This window comes from Bacillus sp. FSL M8-0266 (assembly GCF_038613425.1).
GTDB classification, from domain to species: Bacteria; Bacillota; Bacilli; order Bacillales; family Bacillaceae; genus Bacillus; species Bacillus pumilus.
This window is the reverse complement of sequence record NZ_CP152015.1, coordinates 2139489-2160495: the sequence shown is the minus strand read 5'-3', so window position 1 is coordinate 2160495 and position 21007 is coordinate 2139489. Positions and strand designations below refer to the sequence as shown.

The 21007-nt window shown below is 40.5% G+C and carries 24 protein-coding genes and 1 riboswitch; of the genes, 22 read left to right on the top strand and 2 right to left on the bottom strand.

The window, feature by feature from the left end:
* Positions 1-100 precede the first annotated feature (100 nt).
* Positions 101-232, top strand: a riboswitch (FMN riboswitch).
* A gap of 144 nt (positions 233-376) precedes the next feature.
* Positions 377-958, top strand: a complete 582-nt coding sequence (locus tag MKY83_RS10895; protein ID WP_012010414.1) for an ECF transporter S component — start codon at positions 377-379, stop codon at positions 956-958.
* Between the two features lie 34 nt (positions 959-992).
* Here MKY83_RS10895 and MKY83_RS10890 read toward each other — a convergent pair whose 3' ends face one another.
* The gene (locus tag MKY83_RS10890; protein ID WP_003215700.1) at positions 993-1241 is read right to left on the bottom strand and encodes a ferredoxin; all 249 of its coding nucleotides are present in this window, start codon (positions 1239-1241) and stop codon (positions 993-995) included.
* A 267-nt stretch (positions 1242-1508) separates the two neighbouring features.
* Between MKY83_RS10890 and MKY83_RS10885 the strand changes: the two genes are divergently transcribed.
* From MKY83_RS10885 to fni, 17 genes are all read left to right on the top strand, one after another.
* Complete coding sequence (locus tag MKY83_RS10885) at positions 1509-2561, top strand: helix-turn-helix domain-containing protein (RefSeq protein WP_106067103.1); 1053 nt, start codon at positions 1509-1511, stop codon at positions 2559-2561.
* Positions 2554-4062: an ATP-dependent DNA helicase RecQ gene (locus tag MKY83_RS10880; protein WP_106067102.1), complete on the top strand. Its 1509-nt coding sequence runs from the start codon at positions 2554-2556 to the stop codon at positions 4060-4062. The genes MKY83_RS10885 and MKY83_RS10880 overlap by 8 nt, the downstream gene beginning before the upstream one ends.
* A complete protein-coding gene (locus tag MKY83_RS10875) occupies positions 4059-4700 on the top strand; it encodes a CPBP family intramembrane glutamic endopeptidase (RefSeq protein WP_044141090.1) in 642 nt (213 codons plus the stop codon). The genes MKY83_RS10880 and MKY83_RS10875 overlap by 4 nt, the downstream gene beginning before the upstream one ends.
* Positions 4645-5406, top strand: coding sequence for a LysM peptidoglycan-binding domain-containing protein (locus MKY83_RS10870; protein WP_065098314.1), 762 nt, complete (start codon positions 4645-4647; stop codon positions 5404-5406). The genes MKY83_RS10875 and MKY83_RS10870 overlap by 56 nt, the downstream gene beginning before the upstream one ends.
* Positions 5407-5470: 64 nt before the next feature.
* Positions 5471-5923 carry a DUF2663 family protein gene (locus tag MKY83_RS10865; protein ID WP_003215549.1) on the top strand — a complete coding sequence of 151 codons (453 nt, stop codon included), beginning with the start codon at positions 5471-5473 and terminating at the stop codon, positions 5921-5923.
* An 87-nt stretch (positions 5924-6010) separates the two neighbouring features.
* Positions 6011-6799 (top strand): metallophosphoesterase, encoded by a 789-nt coding sequence (locus MKY83_RS10860; protein ID WP_050943977.1) that lies wholly within the window; start codon positions 6011-6013, stop codon positions 6797-6799.
* A 165-nt stretch (positions 6800-6964) separates the two neighbouring features.
* Entirely contained in the window at positions 6965-7546 is a 582-nt protein-coding gene (locus MKY83_RS10855; RefSeq protein WP_050943836.1) for a genetic competence negative regulator, read from the top strand.
* 195 nt (positions 7547-7741) lie between these two features.
* Positions 7742-9016, top strand: coding sequence for a Glu/Leu/Phe/Val dehydrogenase (locus MKY83_RS10850; protein ID WP_012010406.1), 1275 nt, complete (start codon positions 7742-7744; stop codon positions 9014-9016).
* 124 nt (positions 9017-9140) lie between these two features.
* The gene (locus tag MKY83_RS10845) at positions 9141-10112 is read left to right on the top strand and encodes a YpdA family putative bacillithiol disulfide reductase (RefSeq protein ID WP_065098313.1); all 972 of its coding nucleotides are present in this window, start codon (positions 9141-9143) and stop codon (positions 10110-10112) included.
* A gap of 155 nt (positions 10113-10267) precedes the next feature.
* Positions 10268-10930, top strand: a complete 663-nt coding sequence (gene prsW, locus MKY83_RS10840; protein WP_106067101.1) for a glutamic-type intramembrane protease PrsW — start codon at positions 10268-10270, stop codon at positions 10928-10930.
* 136 nt (positions 10931-11066) lie between these two features.
* Positions 11067-11978, top strand: coding sequence for a spore cortex-lytic enzyme (sleB, locus tag MKY83_RS10835; RefSeq protein WP_106065510.1), 912 nt, complete (start codon positions 11067-11069; stop codon positions 11976-11978).
* Positions 11979-11994: 16 nt separating this feature from the next.
* Positions 11995-13344: a germination protein YpeB gene (gene ypeB / locus MKY83_RS10830; RefSeq protein WP_044141095.1), complete on the top strand. Its 1350-nt coding sequence runs from the start codon at positions 11995-11997 to the stop codon at positions 13342-13344.
* 102 nt (positions 13345-13446) lie between these two features.
* Positions 13447-14094: a flagellar brake domain-containing protein gene (locus MKY83_RS10825; protein WP_106067099.1), complete on the top strand. Its 648-nt coding sequence runs from the start codon at positions 13447-13449 to the stop codon at positions 14092-14094.
* 63 nt (positions 14095-14157) lie between these two features.
* Positions 14158-14340: a YpfB family protein gene (locus MKY83_RS10820; protein WP_034661090.1), complete on the top strand. Its 183-nt coding sequence runs from the start codon at positions 14158-14160 to the stop codon at positions 14338-14340.
* 71 nt (positions 14341-14411) lie between these two features.
* Entirely contained in the window at positions 14412-15089 is a 678-nt protein-coding gene (cmk, locus tag MKY83_RS10815) for a (d)CMP kinase (protein WP_044141097.1), read from the top strand.
* A gap of 223 nt (positions 15090-15312) precedes the next feature.
* Positions 15313-16464, top strand: coding sequence for a 30S ribosomal protein S1 (gene rpsA, locus MKY83_RS10810; protein ID WP_003215529.1), 1152 nt, complete (start codon positions 15313-15315; stop codon positions 16462-16464).
* Between the two features lie 14 nt (positions 16465-16478).
* Positions 16479-17546 (top strand): type 2 isopentenyl-diphosphate Delta-isomerase, encoded by a 1068-nt coding sequence (gene fni / locus MKY83_RS10805; protein ID WP_283923792.1) that lies wholly within the window; start codon positions 16479-16481, stop codon positions 17544-17546.
* Positions 17547-17598: 52 nt separating this feature from the next.
* Here fni and MKY83_RS10800 read toward each other — a convergent pair whose 3' ends face one another.
* Positions 17599-17730, bottom strand: a complete 132-nt coding sequence (locus MKY83_RS10800) for a YpzI family protein (protein ID WP_003215762.1) — start codon at positions 17728-17730, stop codon at positions 17599-17601.
* 120 nt (positions 17731-17850) lie between these two features.
* On the opposite strand from MKY83_RS10800, the gene MKY83_RS10795 reads away from it, so the two are divergent.
* The 4 genes from MKY83_RS10795 to der all read left to right on the top strand — a co-directional run bounded on the left by MKY83_RS10795 (position 17851) and on the right by der (position 21005).
* Positions 17851-18453: a hypothetical protein gene (locus MKY83_RS10795; protein ID WP_283923791.1), complete on the top strand. Its 603-nt coding sequence runs from the start codon at positions 17851-17853 to the stop codon at positions 18451-18453.
* A complete protein-coding gene (locus tag MKY83_RS10790; RefSeq protein ID WP_003215905.1) occupies positions 18450-19334 on the top strand; it encodes a YIEGIA family protein in 885 nt (294 codons plus the stop codon). The genes MKY83_RS10795 and MKY83_RS10790 overlap by 4 nt, the downstream gene beginning before the upstream one ends.
* 6 nt (positions 19335-19340) lie before the next feature.
* Complete coding sequence (locus MKY83_RS10785) at positions 19341-19535, top strand: hypothetical protein (RefSeq protein ID WP_003215794.1); 195 nt, start codon at positions 19341-19343, stop codon at positions 19533-19535.
* Between the two features lie 159 nt (positions 19536-19694).
* Entirely contained in the window at positions 19695-21005 is a 1311-nt protein-coding gene (gene der, locus MKY83_RS10780; protein ID WP_003215663.1) for a ribosome biogenesis GTPase Der, read from the top strand.
* Positions 21006-21007 lie beyond the last annotated feature (2 nt).

The window sequence follows — 21007 nt, the reverse complement described above, 5'->3', positions numbered from 1 at the left end:
TTAAGTTTTTTACGTTTTCTTAAAACTGATCAAATTGCTCAGGATTTTTATCTGTACAAATGCTCATATATCATATATAATGATGTCGAATTGAATAATGATCAATCTTCGGGGCAGGGTGCAATTCCCTACCGGCGGTGATGAGCATAGTCTCTAAGCCCGCGAGCCTTTTTTGGCAGGATTCGGTGTGATTCCGAAGCCGACAGTATAGTCTGGATGGGAGAAGATGGAGGTTCGTAAACGTTGAAAACTTGGTTTTTCACATGTTTATTTGTCTAGCCTAAATTCCCCGCTCCTGTTTTCATGAGCGGTTTTTTTGTGGCTGAAATTGAACAATCCTCTTTTCGAAAGATTTGATCGAAAAGGAGAGAGAATATTGAATCAAAGTAAAGTAAAACGTTTAGTCGTCACCAGTATGCTTAGCAGTATTTCGTTTGTGTTAATTTTATTGGATTTCCCTTTCCCAGGGCTTCCAGCGTATTTGAAAATTGATTTCAGCGATATCCCAGCGATTATTGCGATTTTAATTTATGGGCCAGGTGCAGGAATTGCCGTTGAGGCATTAAAAAATGTTCTGCATTATCTCATTCAAGGCAGTATGTCCGGCGTTCCAGTTGGGCAAGTCGCGAACTTCATTGCAGGCACACTATTCATCTTACCAGTCGCCTTTATGTTCAAAAAAATTAAATCAGCAAAAGGAATGGCTTGGTCAATGATCATGGGTACATTACTTATGACTGTGATGATGAGCATTTTAAATTACTTCTTATTCCTGCCAGCTTACACATGGTTTTTAAACGCACCTGAGCTATCAGATCATGCGCTCAAGACGACCATTACAGCAGGGATTTTACCTTTTAACTTTATTAAAGGAATCATCATTACCATCGTATTTAGCTTCATTTTTGTGAAAATGCGTCCATGGTTTGAAAATAAACGCCGACTTCAAAATAGTTAATATAAAAAAAGCCCCTGCTTAAGGGGCTTTTATACTATTCATGCTTAAGTGGATCACCCTCGAAAGATTCGTCCGCAACTTTGATTGAGTCAGTTGGACATCCTTCAAATGCATCAAGCATATCTTCTTCAAGTACTTCTGGAACTTCTACAGTCCCTTGGTTGTCGTCAAGCGTAACAAATGCAATGCCTTCATCATCATAATCATAAATGTCTGGAGCAGCTGCACCGCATGCGCCGCAAGCAATACATGTGTCTTTGTCTACAATTGTATATTTTGCCATGTTAAAAAAATACCTCCCAAATAGTTCGATGGAACACATGGTTTAACCTTTTTAGTTTCACCGATAAAAAACAATTTCCTCAAACCTTATTGTAATGATTTTAAATTCACATTTCAACTGTAAAGTGATTGAGAATGCTTATCACATAAGGGTTTGTTCATAACTTTCCCCCATAAATTGAGTTTAAACATTTCTTCTTGTATGAAATCTGTTAAAATAAAGGGAGAAAATATTCGAATTTTGTCAGGAAGACAGGTGCTTTGATGAATGACTCTTCATTATTTGGATGTCATGTTAATGGACAGCGTATATAAATTGAACGGCGAACGCTCCATTAGTGCTGTCTACCATCTTTTTAAAGGAAAAAAATCATCTCAAACCATACAGGATGCCAGCTTGTTTGAGCTTTCCAGGTACTTCGGCTGTTACCCGGGATTTACGAGAGATCAGCTGAATCGTTCTGCTTTAAAGCTTGAAGAGAAGCACTATATTAGAAAAACCGATGAGACACTGAGTATCACTGAAGCAGGGCAGCGAATGCTACACCAACATTTTTCTGAAAAACCGATGCCTGCATATTTTCATGGTGCAAAATATCATGATAAAGCAAAGATGCTATGGATGAGGCTCTCTTTACTTGTACAAGTGCTTTCTCACCATATGGCTGGATCACATCAATATGTTCCAATACAAAGAGATGTCTCGGTTCAAAGCTGGACGAAATCTTTTTTGAAACAGCATCAGCAGAAAAGCAAGCTTTCAGAAGAGCTGCATCATGAACTAGAAAAACTCCTAATTAGCCTAAGTGATCAAGAGGCACTGATTTTTGTTTACTCATTGACCTCAAATGAACGAATCGGGCGTACGTATCAGCAAATGGCGGAGTGGATGAAAGAGGATGTGTGGTATGTGTACTTGCTTTTTTGGAATGTACTCCATTATTTTATTCAATCTGCCCAAAAAGGTGAGGCGCCGATTTTGCAGCAGCTCGTAGGTGACCTTGAATTTAAACGCGTGTTAACAACTTCTACTCACAAAACACTTGAGCTTGTCCAAAAAGGATTTGATATTGAACAAATTGCTCACATTCGTTCATTAAAAAAGGCAACGATTGAAGATCATATCGTGGAGCTGTCGATACATGAGCCAAGCTTTTCAATAGATCCCTATGTGAGTATAAAAGAGCAGCGGGAGATCCTTGCTGTAGCCAGAGAGTTGCAAACAAATAAAATGAAGCTGATTAAAGAAAAGCTCGAGCATCCATTTACTTATTTTCAAATACGATTGGCACTGACAAGGATGGTGAAAGCAAATGGATAAGCTTCATCAGACGCTCATGCGATACTTTGGCCACGACACATTTAAAGCAGGTCAAGAGGACATTATTCGAAGTGTACTGCATCAAAAAGATACGGTTGCCATGCTGCCTACTGGTGGAGGAAAGTCGCTTTGCTATCAAATTCCCGGTTATATGACAGACGGGTTGGTTTTGATTATTTCGCCGCTTTTATCGCTTATGGAGGACCAAGTCGAACGAATGAAAATGCGCGGAGAAAAACGAGTAGCGGCGCTTAATAGCACATTGTCTTTTCAGGAGAGGCGACATATCATTCGGCATTTGCCATCATATAAATTTCTATTCGTCGCACCTGAGGCATTAATGTCAGAATTGCTGCTAGAACAGCTCAAATCGATGCGTATTGGTCTGTTTGTCGTCGATGAAGCGCATTGTATATCAGAATGGGGGCATGATTTCCGTCCTGAATATTCGAAGCTTGGAGAATGGAGAGAAGCGTTAGGTCATCCTGTGGCTTTAGCTCTTACAGCTACAGCAACGAAACAAACGCTAAAAGATACTGTGCAAACGCTAAGATTGCAGCATCCAGACTTTCATATACATTCCGTCAACCGCCCGAACATTGCCTTAGTCAAAGAAATGCACGAAACGAAAGAAGCAAAAGAGAAACGGGCTATTGAGCTTGCGGATTTCCTGCAAGGACCAGGCATTATTTATTGCCCGACCCGGCAAATGACAGAAGAGCTTGCTCTCTGTATGAAACAAAAAACCAAACAGCGTGTTGAGTTTTATCATGGCGGAATGGATGCAGGAGACCGTATGCTCATTCAGCAGCAATTTATCAGCGGTCAGCTTAATCTCATTTGCTGTACGAGTGCTTTTGGCATGGGAATTGATAAAGCAAATATCCGATTTGTCATTCATATGAGCCCTCCGCAATCGATTGAAGCATTTATGCAAGAGATTGGAAGAGCGGGAAGGGACGGGAAAAATAGTGTGAGCATTCTTTTATATACAGAAGAGGATGCAGATATTCAGCAACACTTGATCCAAGCAGAAGGATTTGACGAACCAGAAATTGATTTCTATTTAGCACAACTGACTCAAATGCAGACAAATGATGAAAAAAAATTACGTGCACGATTGATGGAAACAGGGCTTCAGGAGACGCGTGCAAGAATGCTGACGCACTATTACATGATGCATGAGTCCGAACAGCGCCCGGCAATTCTGATGAATCTAAAAGAAAAATTGCAGGACAGGCAAACAGAAAAGCTGAGAAAAGTGTGGCAATTTAAAGAGCGGGTCATGGATCATGACTGCTTTAGACAATCTCTGTTATCATACTTTCACGAACAGCTTGATCAAACAGAGCGCGCGTCCTCTGATGATTGCTGCTCTTCTTGCGGACTGAACCTGTCTGATTATGAAAAAAAAGAACAATCATTGGAGCTGAATGAAATGAAACACTGGAAGACTGTGCTGGATCGCATGTTTCATCTGACAAAAGAGGCGCAGCATTGATTGAACAACATCGCCGAATCATTGAAAAATTAACCGATCGACAAGTCGTAGAACAGCTGTATTTCACGCAGCTGCTCATGCTTATCGTTTCTTTTTTACTAGGCATATTTATGTTCGATCAATGGACGGATTTTACAGCCCTTTGGCAGATTCAGGATATGCGCATTCTAACATATGGAATTGGCGGTGCATTGCTCGTCATTATTATAGATGCAATTGTCATGAAGGTGTTTCCCGCTCATATGTATGATGATGGCGGTTTAAATGAAAAGATGTTCAAAAACCGAAGCATCCCGCATATTGTTTGGTTAGCACTTCTCATTGCCTTTTCAGAGGAAATACTATTTCGCGGAATTGTTCAACAGCAATTTGGGCTTGAGATTGCCAGCATCGTGTTTGCGCTTCTTCACTTTCGCTATTTATCAAAAATACTCTTGTTTATCCTCGTGGTTTCCATTAGTATTTTTTTAGGACTTTTATACGAGTGGACGGGGAATTTATTTGTTCCTGTCATGACACATTTTGTCATTGACTTAGTCTTTGCTTGTCAAATTCGTTTGAAATATAAGGGGAGGGATGAACATGGAAGAAATGTCGAGAATGCAGAGAAAGAAGGAGCAGCTGACAAACAACCATGACGACAATGTAGAGGAAATTCTTGAAGAAAAAGTACATCCTTCTGATGACTCTCACTTTCCTACGCGAGAAGACTTTCATGAATATAAGAAGCAGCGTACGAAAAAAGTGCGCAATCCTTTGTTTACGACATTGGCTATTATCTTTCCTATCATCGTCATCACTGTTTTCTTTCTATTGATCTACTACACTTCAAAGGAAATTAACGATAATAACAATCAGGGTGTATACATTGATAAAACCTCAAGTGCTGACACAGACCCAGTTCCGTCAGCACTAGCCGAAACAAAAAATGACGCAAACGCTGATAAAGCGGATGCGTCTGATGAAGAGAAGAAAAAGAAAGATGAAGAAAAAGAAAAGAAGCGATCAAAAGAAAAAGCAGAGCAGAAGAAAAAAGAAAAAGCTGCTAAAGAGAAACAAGAGCGTGAAAAAGCCGCAGCTGCGAAAAAGCGTGAACAGCAGCAGCTAGCCCTCCAAAAACAGCAAGAAGAGAAAAAACGAAAAGAAGCCGAAGAGAAAAAGAAGCAGGAAGAAAAGCCAGTTCGTGTCGTGCAGCATACTGTTGGACCAGAGGAAAACCTGTATCGAATCTCGATGAAATATTACAAAAGCCGATCGGGTGAAGAGAAAATAAAAGCTTATAATCATTTAAATGGGAACAGTGTATACAGTGGTCAAGTACTCAACATTCCATTGGAAAACTAATTACCTGACATGAACGAATGAAAAAGCACATACATATGTAGAAAAAAGGGACAGGGTGTATGTGATGACTTTGCACGCAATCAGCCGCTATATGGATCAGCCGACACAGAAAATGATGGAAACGTTGATCAAAAGAAAGCACAAATATGAGGGCTTTGCCAAGCAGTGTAAAAGGTGGCAATGGACAGCCCTTTTGTCGCTGGCGATTCTTTTGTTTTATTTTGTGATAACGGCAAATAAGGGAGGCTCTCTTCAGCCAGAAGCGATGATTGCAACACTGCTCGGTCATGAGGTCTTTCTATTTTGGATAATGGCTGAGGTGTTTGCTTTTTATGCTTCTTATTATTATAAGAAAAAAGAAGAAAAGGCTGAGGATGAATATCATCGCCTCAGATGTGAGATTATACAAAAAAGCACAGACTTATGGCCGCAATCAGACCAGTGGAAAGAGCGTGAAGCGGTTTTTCGCTATATGCAGCAGCAATATGACATTAATCTCTATTATGAAAGTAAATAAATGTGTAAAAAGACGTTTTAATAGTTGAAACGTCTTTTTTCATTCAAGCGTCTTATGAACGACACATATGCAAGGGAGCCATTTATGATGAAATATGCCATCGGATTTACTGCCGCCATTGCGGCTGTTACAACAGGTGTGTGTGTAACGGCAAAAATGGTGAAAACGGCAAAACAAAACAACATCAAAAAGCATTACTTTACAATAGAAGCACTTCAATCAGATCGACCAGCAGTGATTTTCTTTATTTCTGATACACACCGGCGGCTGATTAGTGACTCATTATTAGCTGAGGTCACACAAGAAAAACCGGATGTCATTATGATAGGTGGGGACTTAGCAGAAAAAGGTGTACCCTACGCCAGAATTGAAGAAAATGTGAAACGTTTATCAAGAATTGCGCCCGTTTATTTTGTTTGGGGAAATAATGATCACGAGCTGCACCAGCAAAAGCTTAAAGAGATTCTTCATGCTTACGATGTGACGACTCTGCAAAATGAAACAGCTGTGTGGGATTTCGAAGGCCAGTCAATCAAAATTGGAGGCATCGATGATATTCGGCTTGAAAAGGCGGATTATGAAGCGATACGACCTGAGTTTGTGAAAGATGACGTAAATATTCTCTTATCACACAACCCAGATGTACATCATTTAATGAGTGAAGATGAGGGGATCGACCTTGTTCTGAGCGGTCATACGCATGGAGGTCAGATTCGAATTGGGAAATTTGGTCCGTATGAAAAAGGAAGAACAGGTCAGGTCAAAGGCGCATTTTTTCTCATTAGTAATGGCTATGGAACAACAAAGATTCCAATGCGTCTCGGGGCAGAACCGGAAACGCATCTGATCTATTTAATGCCTGTCAAAACGCGATGACTTGCTGCGCCCTCAATATTTTCCATAAAAGTCACCGTAAGCATAGCTTCATGCTTGTCTTCCGTCTTGACACAGTGTAAACTGAATACAAAATTAAGAACCTATGACTCATCATCTCATATACTACAGTATGATGTGTGTTTAGAAGAGGCAGGAGGGAACGTTATGCGACTGGAGCGTCTGAATTATAATAAAATCAAAATTTTTCTCACACTAGATGACCTGACAGACCGGGGTCTTACGAAAGAAGACCTTTGGAAAGATTCGTTCAAAGTCCATCAGCTGTTTAAAGACATGATGAACGAAGCGAATCAGGAGCTCGGTTTTGAAGCGAGTGGACCGATTGCTGTTGAAGTATTTTCACTTCAGGCGCAGGGGATGGTCGTCATTGTCACAAAGAGTCAGCAGGATGATGCTGATGATGATGAGTTTGATGAAGATTACATTGAGATGCAAGTCAAGCTCGACGAGAGTAATCATGTGCTCTATCAATTTGCCTCGTTTGAAGATGTGATTCAACTGTCCCATAGTTTAAGTCGTATTGGACTTTTAGGGGGTACAGTTTACCATTATGAAGGTCAATATTTTCTCAGCCTAGATGATTTTGAAGAACTGTCTGCTGATACGGTTATTTCCATTTTAGCGGAGTTCGGTTCACCTACGACATTAACGATTCATCGGCTAAAAGAATACGGAAAAGTGATCATGCAAGATGATGCAGTGAAAACGATTCAAATGTATTTTTAATCACTTTTTTCTATTATATTTAATACTGTTGTGATGAAACAACAGTATTTTTTTATATCCTTTTTATATTTATAAACGCTGATATTTTATTTTGATAAAAAACGTTTTTTACCTTTGCTTTACCAGTACGAAGGTGTATACTATTGCTTGAAAGGGAGCAGTAGATCATGAAAGATTTCTAGGGGGTTTATTTTAATGGCAGCCGATCAAAACGCCGCTCATAACGCAGAAGATAAGCTAGATGTTTTAAAGTCAACTCAAACCGTCATACATAAAGCGCTAGACAAATTAGGGTATCCGCAAGAAGTGTATGAATTGCTGAAGGAGCCAATTCGTCTATTAACTGTGAAAATTCCAGTACGAATGGATGATGGATCAGTGAAAATTTTCACTGGTTACCGCGCGCAGCACAATGATGCTGTCGGACCGACAAAAGGCGGTATTCGTTTCCACCCGAACGTTACTGAAAAAGAAGTAAAAGCGCTTTCAATTTGGATGAGTTTAAAATGTGGTATTGTGGATCTTCCTTATGGCGGAGGAAAAGGCGGTATTATCTGTGATCCAAGAGAAATGTCATTTAGAGAGCTTGAAAAACTGAGCCGCGGCTATGTTCGCGCAATCAGTCAAATCGTTGGTCCAACGAAAGATGTACCAGCACCAGATGTGTTTACAAACTCTCAAATTATGGCATGGATGATGGACGAATATTCTAGAATGGATGAATTTAACTCGCCAGGATTTATTACCGGAAAACCAATTGTTCTTGGAGGATCACACGGACGTGATACTGCAACAGCAAAAGGTGTGACGATCTGCATCAAAGAAGCGGCGAAGAAAAAAGGAATTGACATTAGCGGGGCACGTGTTGTCGTACAGGGATTCGGAAATGCAGGAAGCTACTTGGCTAAATTCATGTATGATGCCGGAGCGAAAATCGTAGGGATTTCAGATGCTTACGGCGGGTTATACGATGAAGATGGTCTTGATATTGACTACTTGCTTGACAGACGTGACAGCTTTGGAACGGTTACTAAATTATTTAACGATACCATCACAAACCAAGAGCTGCTTGAGCTCGATTGTGATATCTTAGTACCTGCAGCCATTGAGAACCAAATCACTGAAGATAATGCGGCAAACATTAAAGCTAAAATTGTCGTAGAAGCAGCGAATGGTCCAACGACACTTGAAGGAACAAAAATTCTTTCAGATCGTGGAGTACTGCTTGTCCCAGACGTACTTGCGAGTGCGGGTGGTGTAACGGTTTCTTACTTTGAATGGGTGCAGAATAACCAAGGGTTCTACTGGACTGAAGAGGAAGTCGAAACTCGTTTAGAAGATATGATGGTGAAATCATTTAATAATATTTATGAAATGGCGCAAAATCGCCGCATCGATATGCGTCTTGCAGCATATATGGTCGGCGTACGTAAAATGGCTGAAGCTTCTCGATTCAGAGGCTGGATTTAAGCGGCTCATTTGCATCGTGCCTTAAAATCTCCTATCCTTAAATAGGAGATTTTTTTTATGGAATGGAACAACTCATGAAACAGCTAGCAATTGTTATTGCATTGAAACGACAGGAGTGGAACAAATGAAACAAGAAAAAGCGATCATAATAGGAGGCGGCCCATGCGGGTTATCAGCTGCCATCGCATTCAAGCAAATTGGAATTGATGCACTTGTCATTGAAAAGGGGAATGTCGTCAACAGTATTTATCATTACCCAACACATCAAACCTTTTTCAGTTCAAGTGAAAAGCTTGAGATTGGTGATGTCGCGTTTATTACTGAAAATCGCAAGCCTGTTCGTATCCAGGCACTTTCTTATTATCGAGAAGTAGTCAGACGAAAAAGCCTGCGTGTACATGCCTTTGAAAAAGTGAACGCTGTGACGAAAAAAGACGGTCATTTTATTGTGAGCACATCAAAAGACGACTATGTATGTGATTATGTCGTGATTGCTACTGGCTACTATGACCATCCAAACTATATGAATGTCAAAGGGGAAGACCTTCCACATGTGTATCATTATTTTAAAGAAGGACACCCATACTTTGATAAAGATGTAACGGTGATCGGCGGGAAAAACTCAAGTGTCGATGCTGCGCTAGAACTTGTGAAATGCGGAAGTAGAGTCACTGTACTTTATCGAGGAACTGAATATTCATCTAGCATCAAACCTTGGATTTTGCCAGAGTTTGAAGCACTTGTGCGGAATGGAACGATTCGAATGGAGTTTGGAGCGCAGGTGAAGGAAATTACAGAAGAAGAAGTGATTTTTACTAACCAACAAGAGCAAACGGAGCGAGTGAAAAGTGATTATGTTTTTGCCATGACAGGCTATCATCCAGATCATTCTTTCTTAGAAAAAATGGGTGTGACAATTGATCAAGAATCAGGCCGACCAGCATTTGATGAACAGACGATGGAGACAAACGTAGAAGGTATTTTCATCGCAGGAGTGATTGCAGCTGGAAATAATGCCAATGAAATTTTCATTGAAAACGGGAGATTTCATGGGGGGCTAATTGCAGAAGAAATCAACAAAAGAATGAACGGATAAAAAAAGAACTGGATCCTTCTAAGGGATTCGGTTCTTTTTGATATAAAATGGGATTATATAGAAAGTAATTTTCATAAAAATGGGCTCGAGTCATATAAAAAAAGGGTAAATCATGGTACGATAATGAAGGATAATGTAGGGAAAGAGGTCTGGTTATGATCGCAATCATCTCAGCAGGTTTAGCTCCCGGCATCGCACTTTTAAGTTATTTTTATTTGAAAGATCAGTACGACAATGAGCCGGTACACATGGTCATCAGATCTTTTATGCTAGGTGTTATACTTGTGTTTCCAACCATGTTTATTCAATATGTCCTTCAAGAGGAGCATATCACAACGAACCCTATCTTGATTTCATTTGTGACGTCGGGCTTCTTAGAGGAATCTTTAAAATGGTTTATTTTAATGGTCAGCGTCTATGCGCATGCCCAATTTGACGAACACTATGATGGAATTGTATATGGAACCAGTGTTTCACTTGGTTTCGCAACACTTGAAAATATTCTTTATTTGGTCGGTCACGGAGTTGAATATGCATTCACCCGTGCTTTATTACCCGTCTCAAGTCATGCTTTATTCGGTGTTGTGATGGGATTTTATATCGGCAAAGCCCGCTTCTCTGATAAAAAGGAGCAGTACAAATGGCTGATCCTTTCTTTAACGCTTCCTGTGCTTTTTCACGGCCTATATGATTTCATATTGTTAGGAATGAAAAATTGGGGATATATCATGCTGCCATTCATGATTTTTTTGTGGTGGTTTGGCCTGCGAAAAGCAAAAAAAGCTCGTTCAGTGAAAATGGTGCAAAATTTAATGTAGAAAACGTCTTATCAGTTGATAGGGCGTTTTTTTGTCTTTTCATCCATTTCACTCCTGTGATGAATGTATTGAATGTATAAAAATAGGGATTGGAAGAAATATATATTCAAACATCAAAAGTACAGGAGGATCAAATATGGACAAAGCTCGTTTCATGAAACAAATCGTCCTTATCTTCTCAATCGTTCTACTCGCAACCTCACTGATGACAACTGAAAAAAGTGAAGCCTTCACCAGTCAAGTCATCCAGCGTGGTGCGACAGGAGAAGATGTAGTCGAGTTGCAAGCACGGCTCCAATACAATGGCTTTTACAATGGCAAAATTGATGGTGTATATGGCTGGGGAACGTACTGGGCCGTTCGCAACTTTCAAAGCCAATATGGTGTAAAAAAGGTCGACGGGCTTGTAGGTAAACAAACAAAAAGCCTATTAGTTCAAAAGACAAAATACTATAAAGACTTTGTTCAGCAGCAGCTGCAAAAGGGGAATGAGTTTACCCATTATGGCGGGAAACCTCTTGATCAGCAAACAAAAGCTCCTGCGAAAAGAAGCTCACAAAAAAAGACTGCTCAAGGTGCAAAAGAGAATCAAAAAAGTCAAAGCGGAGCATCTGGAAAGTCTGCGAAACAGTCAGGTAATCAGCAAGCAAATCAAACACCGAAACAAACGGCAGCCAACATGCCAGGTGGTTTTTCTAGTAATGATATTCAGCTCTTATCACAAGCGGTTTATAGTGAAGCAAGAGGTGAGCCGTATGAAGGACAGGTGGCGATCGCTGCCGTCATCTTAAACCGTTTGAACAACTCGACTTTTCCAAATACAATCGCAGGAGTTATTTTTGAACCGCTTGCGTTTACAGCTGTGGCGGATGGTCAATTTTATATGTCACCAAATGAAACTGCAAAAAAGGCTGTGTTTGATGCCATTAACGGCTGGGACCCGTCTGAGAGCGCCGTCTATTACTTTAATCCTGATACAGCAACAAGTCCATGGATTTGGGGAAGACCACAAATTAAACGAATCGGGAAACATATTTTCTGCGAATAAAAAGAGGTGTAAATAAATGATCAGAGGAATATTGATTGCCATTTTAGGAATTGCTGTCATCTCAACAGGTTATTGGGGCTATAAAGAGCATCAAGAAAAAGACGCAGTGCTGCTGCACGCAGAGAACAACTATCAGAGGGCCTTCCACGATTTAACGTACCAAGTGGATCAGCTGCACGACAAACTTGGGGCAACGCTTGCGATGAACAGCCAATCGTCGATTTCACCAGCACTTGCAGATGTATGGAGAATGTCATCAGAAGCACATAACAATGTGAGTCAGCTTCCGCTCACATTAATGCCTTTTAACAAAACGGAAGAATTTTTGGCGAATGTCGGAGACTTTAGCTACAAATCATCAGTTAAATCCTTATCAGATGAACCATTAAACAAAAATACGCACAAAACCATTTCGTCCTTATATCAACAAGCATCTGATATCCAAAACGAACTGAGACAAGTGCAGCATCTCGTCCTCAACAAAAATTTAAAATGGATGGATGTTGAAATGGCACTTGCTGATGGTGACCGAAAGAATGATAACACCATCATTGACGGCTTGAAAACAGTCGAGAGAAATGCAGATGCATTTGCAGATGTCGATCTCGGACCGACAAATGTGTCGACAGAAGCAGAAACACGCGGCTACAATCATTTAAAGGGCAAAAAGATTTCAAAGAAAGAAGCGATACGCATTGCTCAGCAATTCGCACCTGATCATAATCAACATTTTAAGGTGAGAAAAAGCGGAAGCAAAACCAATCGAGATGTGTACAGCTTATCGATGTCAGATCCTGATAGTAAAGCGAATTTCTATTTAGACTTAACTGAAAAAGGAGGACATCCAGTCTACCTTCTTCAAAATCGAGACGTGAAAAAACAGAAAATCAGTTTAAATCAAGCATCAGAAAAAGCACTCAGCTTCTTAAAGAAGCAAGGATTTGATGCAGAGTCATTCCATTTAGATGAAAGTGCGCAATTTGATAATATCGGTGTATTTACCTATGTACCTCTTCAAAAAAATGTACTGCTTTATCCAGATAGTATACGCATGAAGGTCGCATTAGACGATGGTGAAGTGGTTGGATTTTCAGCGAAAGACTATTTAACGAATCATAAAACAAGAGACATCAAAGCACCTAAAATCTCGCAAAAAGAAGCGAAGAAAACGCTCAATCAGCATGTAAAAATCGAAGATACTCATGTAGCGATTGTTCAAAACGATATGTCAGAGGAAGTTTTATGCTATGAGTTCCTTGGAACGATAAAAAATGATACGTACCGAATGTTCATTAATGCGGATACTGGAAAAGAAGAACGAGTAGATAAACTAAAAAACGCAGAACCTATATATAAAGACCTATAGAAAAGGAAGCGAGGAAAAGGCGAATAAGCCTTTTCCTTTTGTTTTATACATGGTTTAATATAGGAGAGGATATGATTTCACAGATGAAAAGAGTGATGAGGAATGTTACAAATAGGGGATGCAATCACAATTGAATATGTCAATGAGAACAAAGAAGTGAAAACTGCAAAATCGAAAGTTTTGGAAAATAATAACGATGATATTTGCATTAATTATCCAGCTGATAAAGAAACGGGACGCACGATCTATTTAAACCAGCAAACAGAAATCACCGTTTTCTTTTTCGATGAAAATCAAATTCCATACAAATGTACAAGCGAAGTCATTGGCAAGAGGAAAGAAGATATTCCGATGATCGTCATTTCCATTCCGCCAAAAGAAGAAATGATTCGGCTTCAGCGTAGAGAATACCTGAGAGTCGATACAATGGTCAAAACCACGATCACGCAAACAGGTGAAGCATCCTTTGACACGTTTATTGTCAATATGAGTGCTGGCGGCTTAGCAATTGCTGTTCCTGAGGGTGTCTCATTGAAAGAATACGGAGAAGTGATCACAGAGTTTGAACTTCCGCTGAAAGAGCCTGTCAAAATTAAAGCGGTTGCAGAGATGACCCGAGTCTATCAAGATGAGCAGACTGGCAAAACAAGAGCGATCATGGAGTTTTCTGAGATCACAAATGACCACCAGCAACACATTATGAAGTACTGCTTCCAGCAGCAGCTTTTAACACGTGTAAAAAAAGCATAAGAATAAAGGATGTTAAAAGCTTCCATACTAGAGGTGATAGAATCTAGCGTGGAGGCTTTTTGTATGAAGACAATGGAAAGATGGTTATTGAAAGCGGTGCTCATTCAGCTTGTCTTATTATTAGCCGTTCAGATCACACTTCATTTGACGAAAGGAGAACTATTTTTGTCAAAAGTCGTGCAATACGAGGGTGTAAATAACATGAGCATTGAAGATTGGATCGAGACGTTTAAGCAGAAGGATTGATAGAAAATTCCCCCGTTTGACCGGTGATCGTGTTACAATTTATAAGGGAGATTCAATCAAGGAGAGGTATTATGAAAAAGAAATTATCTATCGCAATTGACGGTCCTGCTGCAGCAGGAAAAAGCACTGTGGCAAAAATTGTCGCAGCAAAAAAATCATATATTTATATCGATACAGGTGCCATGTACCGTGCGATTACGCTTGCGGCACTTCATCATGGTGTAGATCTTGAAGACGAGCAAGCACTTGATGCATTACTGAAAAAAACGGTGATTGAACTTGTCTCAACAGACGAGGGTCAAAAAGTTCATCTAGACAATACCGATGTGACAGAGGAGATTCGCACTGACCGCGTGAGCAACCAAGTATCGGTTGTCGCAAAGCACAGAGCTGTTCGGGAAGAAATGGTCCGCAGGCAGCAAGAGCTTGGTAAAAAAGGCGGTGTCGTGATGGACGGAAGAGACATAGGTACGCACGTTCTTCCAGATGCCGAAGTGAAAATTTTCTTGCTTGCATCTGTAGAAGAAAGAGCAAAACGCCGCTTTGAAGAGAATCAGAAAAAAGGCTACGATGTCAATTACGATCAGCTGATCGAAGAGATTGCAAGACGTGACAAGCTTGACTCTGAGCGCGAAGTTTCGCCGCTAAAGAAAGCGGATGACGCCATTGAAATTGACACCACTTCTCTTTCCATTCAAGAGGTAGCAGGTAAAATTTTAGATGCAGCAGACCGTGTGGAGAAACAGTAAGAAATTTTAGAAAACTTTTATAAGTTAGAGGTTTATCTCTTGACAAACAAGGTCTTTTATTAGAAGTTTATACTAATACTATTTTTATTGATCATTCAAGCAATTCTGTTGATTTGAATGTTTCTATAATACATACTCGGCTGGTAATCATCATGCTTAAGACACATATTCACCCAGTCGTTTTAACTAAGCTGTGTAGGTTTGGACCAAGGAGGTTATCGAAATGACAGAGGAAATGAATCAAATCGATGTTCAGGTACCAGAGGTTGGAGATGTAGTGAAAGGGATTGTTTCTAAAGTTGAGGACAAGCATGTCAATGTAGATATCGTCAATGTGAAACAGCCTGGGATCATCCCAATCAGTGAATTATCAAGTCTTCACGTTGAAAAAGCATCAGATGTCGTGAAAGATGGCGACGAATTAGAGCTTAAAGTAACAAAAGTCGAAGACGATGCTTTGATTTTATCGAAACGTGCTGTTGATGCAGACCGCGCTTGGGAAGACCTAGAGAAAAAGTTTGAAACAAAAGAAGTATTTGAAGCTGAAGTAAAAGACGTTGTAAAAGGTGGTCTTGTCGTAGATATTGGTGTGCGTGGATTTATTCCTGCATCTCTTGTAGAAGCGCACTATGTTGAGGACTTTTCAGACTACAAAGGTAAAACACTCTCACTTGTCGTGGTCGAACTTGACCGCGAAAAAAATCGTGTGATTCTCTCGCACCGTGCAGTAGTGGAGCAAGAGCAATTAGACAAAAAGCAAGACTTCCTGCAAAAGCTTGAGGTTGGCAGTGTGATTGATGGTAAAGTGCAGCGCCTTACTGATTTTGGTGCATTTGTAGACATTGGCGGCATTGATGGATTGGTTCACATTTCTCAACTATCCCATGCGCATGTTGAAAAGCCATCTGACGTAGTGGAAGAAGGCCAGGAAGTCCAGGTCAAAGTACTTGCTGTTGATCGTGATAACGAGCGTATCTCACTATCTATTAAAGAAACATTACCAGGACCTTGGAGCCAGATTGGTGAAAAGGTAAAACAAGGTGATGTGCTTGAAGGAACTGTTCAACGTCTTGTGAGCTTTGGTGCATTTGTTGAAATTCTGCCAGGCGTCGAAGGACTTGTGCATATTTCCCAAATCTCTCATAAACATATCGGTACACCGCATGAAGTCCTTGAAGAAGGGCAGACTGTGAAAGTAAAAGTGCTTGATGTGAATGAAGATGAAGAGCGCATTTCACTAAGTATCCGTGATTTAGAAGAAAACCCCGAAAAACAAATCGAAGAGAATTATCGTCAATATCAGGCGAAAGAAGAAAACACAAGTGGATTCCAGCTTGGTGACCTGATCGGAGATAAGCTCAATAAATTAAAATAATTTGGTGATCAAAATTGACGCGAGCAGAAAGAAAGAAACAGCATATTGAACATGCCTTGTCCACTGGACAGCATGCAGCAACAGGTTTAAAAGATGTTTCCTTCGTTCACGCCAGTTTACCAGATCTTGCGACATCACAAATTGATACACATACAACAATTGGCGGACTGACTTTCGGTTCGCCAATTTTTATCAATGCAATGACTGGCGGGGGCGGAAAATCGACCTATGAGATTAATCGCTCTTTATCGATCGCAGCGAAGGAAACCAATATTCCGGTGGCAGTTGGATCACAAATGGCTGCACTGAAAGATAAAGAAGAAAGACGTACGTATGAAGTTGTTCGTAAAGTTAATCCAGATGGAATTGTCTTTGCGAACTTAGGCAGTGAGGCAACAATCAAGCAAGCGAAGGAAGCCGTTGAGATGCTGGAGGCCAATATGCTCCAGATTCATTTAAATGTGATTCAAGAGATTGTCATGCCTGAAGGAGACCGTGATTTCAGGGGGGCACTTGAGCGCATCGCAGCCATCAATGAATCAGTTGGTGTGCCTGTTGTCGTAAAAGAAGTTGGATTTGGCATAAGCAAGGAAACGGCCAAAAAGTTATTTCATGCTGGGGCTACTGCCGTTGATGTAGGCGGATTTGGTGGTACGAACTTTTCTAAGATCGAAAATCTTCGACGTCAAAAAGCACTTCATTATTTTGATCAATGGGGGATTCCAACTGCAGCGAGTCTTGCTGAAGTACATACAAGTTTTCCAGATCAAACGGTTTTAGCCTCCGGAGGTATACAAGACGCCCTTGATGTAACAAAATCAATTGCTCTTGGCGCATCCGCTGCTGGTCTAGCTGGCTTTTTCTTAAAATCACTGACTGACGGAGGGGAGAGCGGTCTCATCGCGGATGTTATAGATCTTCAAGAAGATGTGAAGATGATGATGACAGTCCTTGGCGTGAAGACCATTGAAGAACTGAGACAAACCCAACTTGTCATTTCAGGTGAAACAAGTCATTGGCTCAAAGAAAGAGGCATCGACACAACGTACTATAGTTTAAGATCAAATAAGAAAAAGGACTAAAAGCAAGTTTAGCCCTTAAACATCTAAGGCATGTGGTTATCACATGCTTTTTTTATTGATTTCTTTTTCGCGCGCTATCTGGACCTTCTAATGCTGTTGCCCCTTTATAATGAATGGATTGATCACGGTCAGATTCCACTCTTTTTGATGCCTTTAAACGTTTTTCCTGTCTATCTTTTCCCATCATACATCCCTCCTCAACCATTAGGGTGTCACCTCTTGTTTATTTCATACAATGCCCAAAGTGATCCCTTACGTTTAAAAATTGGGGATTTTCCCATAATGTAATTGAGGTGATGAGACGTTGGAGGCTTTGTACTATTATTGGTCCATATGGTTCGTTTGGATTATCGTGACATTTATTATGGAAAAAAGCTCATGGCGCAATGTACTAGGCGTCTTTGTCCTTGTCCATATTATATGTAGTCATTTCATGATATCCATATTTAATATGAGCCTAAATGCAGGATACTTGATGACCTTTTTATATGCATGTGCGGGTTTCGTTCTATGCCGCTCTGGTCATCGAATAATGAGAATCATACAATTAGGTTCTATGTTAAGCGCATATGCCTTTTTTATGATTTTTGCATTATATGACCCGGTTTGGTTCACGCTAATAAAAGTGGATTGGGTCGTATTTGCCTTGCTGATCTTGATGTCTTTGACATATGGACATCATTTTACAGAACGAGTCACCCTATGGATGATGGCTGTATGTCTTGGCGAAGCCCTTTATGCGCTCACAATTCACCGCCTGACATCATCGATTGTCATTGGAGATCTCTCTTTTCTGTCCCTTGTTGTTCAAGGGTCCATCTTCCTATTAGGTGTCGATCAGCTTGAAAAGCTCTTGAACGCCCGTTCATCAAGAAAACCAGTAAAAGGGGCTGCAAAATCAACATGACGGATTATACGTTTCCTGTGATTATTGGTGTCATCTTTGGGATGGCGGCCAGGCTTTATATGTTAAGAACAGATTACCGGCAATACCCTACGTATATTCATGGACAAGTGATTCACATTGCGCTTGGTTTTATCGCTTCAGGACTTGGTGCGATCATTATGCCTGCACTCATTCAGGAGGAATTTACGGCGATTACCTTTCTCACGCTGGCGGCCACGCAATTCCGAGATGTCCGCAATATGGAAAGAAATACGTTAACTCAAATGGATTCATATGAGCTAGTCTCAAGAGGCAGTACATATATAGAAGGCATTGCCATTGCCTTTGAAAGCCGAAATTATATTGCGATTCTCACGGCACTGATTACGACCACAGCCTGTATTTTCTTCTCGCTCGTTATAGGGACAGTGGTCGGTATTCTTTGTTTTTTCTTGGCAAAGCTATTAATGTCTGGCAGCCAATTAAAGGATATTGTCAACATACAAAAAGGAGAGCTTCGCTTTGATGGGGCAGGGCTTTATGTGAACGATATTTACATCATGAATATCGGACTGCCTGAAAAGCAAAAGCTCATATTAGAGCATGGGATGGGCTTTATTTTGACACCGAAAAATTTCAACGCAGCCACAACGATTGCCAACCTTGGGCAGCGGCAAGCCATTTTATTTGATTTATCTAATGTACTTGGTGTGTATCGCGACTCTGGTGAACCATCCCTCTGTCCGCTCGCAAAGCGTGATTTGAATAACGGCACACTTGGTGTGTTCATTTTACCGCAATGGTATCGTGAAGATTTGGCTGTCCGTGTATTAGAAGAAGTACCCATTTTAGAAAATGCCATCAGAATGCCGACAGAGTTCATAAAAAAGAAAGTGAGGTAATAGGGCATGGCGAACACCATTGAACAATTTATACTCGCTGTGGCTACAACAAATAAAGAGCGGGTCATGGGCGGTACAGCCGTTTTTTTCTGTGAAAATAAAGAAGAACTCGACATGTACGCCATGAATTTAGAGGCCATTTTAGATGGAATTGCACACGGAATTGGAGAAGATCTTTACTTGATTGTCAAACATTTTTAAGTTATTCATTGTGGTCTGATTAAAAATTGATATAATATATAAGTTGAACCCTTCATGTTTGAAGGGTTTATTTCATAAAACTGAATGAAAATTTTAAATCCCGGTTGAAACATGATGATGAACATATTGAATCGCGGCTGGATTGAAAGGAAGGGTACTATGGGTAAACCTGTCGTAGCCATTGTTGGAAGGCCCAACGTTGGAAAATCTACAATTTTTAATCGAATCGCAGGCGAAAGAATATCGATTGTAGAAGACACACCTGGTGTAACAAGAGATCGAATTTATAGCTCTGCTGAATGGTTAAATTATGACTTTAACTTAATAGATACTGGTGGAATTGATATTGGAGATGAGCCATTTTTAGCGCAAATTCGCCATCAGGCAGAAATCGCAATGGATGAAGCGGATGTCATCATCTTTATGGTGAATGGCCGAGACGGTGTGACATCTGCGGATGAAGAAGTCGCAAAAATTTTATATCGCACGAAAAAGCCAGTTGTACTTGCTGTCAATAAACTGGACAACCCTGAAATGAGAAGTGACGTGTATGACTTTTATGCACTAGGGTTTGGCGAGCCATATCCGATTTCTGGAACGCACGGATTAGGTCTTGGTGATCTACTTGATGCAGTTGCAGAACACTTTAAGAACTTACCAGATACGCAGTATGACGAACAAGTTGTCCAGTTCTGCTTAATCGGTCGCCCGAATGTAGGGAAATCTTCTTTAGTGAATGCGATGCTCGGAGAAGACCGCGTCATTGTCAGCAACATCGCTGGTACAACAAGAGATGCTGTCGATACGATGTTTACGTACAATCAGCGTGACTTTGTCATTGTTGATACAGCAGGTATGAGAAAAAAAGGAAAAGTATACGAAACAACAGAGAAATACAGTGTGCTTCGTGCATTAAAAGCCATTGATCGTTCTGATGTTGTCGCTGTTGTTCTTGATGGTGAAGAAGGTATTATTGAACAGGACAAACGTATTGCAGGCTATGCACACGAAGCTGGTAAAGCCGTTGTGATCGTTGTGAACAAATGGGACGCTGTTGAAAAAGATGAGCGTACGATGAAGGAATTTGAGCAAAACATTCGTGAGCATTTTCAATTCTTAGATTATGCACCAGTCTTGTTTATGTCAGCTCTCACGAAAAAGAGAATTCATACGTTAATGCCGTCCATTATTACAGCTAGTGAAAATCATGCGATGCGCGTTCAAACGAATATTTTGAACGATATCATCATGGATGCAGTAGCCATGAATCCAACGCCGACTCATAATGGACAGCGCCTGAAAATTTATTATGCGACACAGGTGGCAATTAAGCCTCCGTCCTTTGTTGTGTTTGTAAACGATCCAGAGCTTATGCACTTTTCCTATGAACGTTTCCTAGAAAACCGCATTCGAGATGCGTTTGGTTTTGAAGGAACACCGATTAAAATATTTGCGAGAGCTAGAAAATAAAA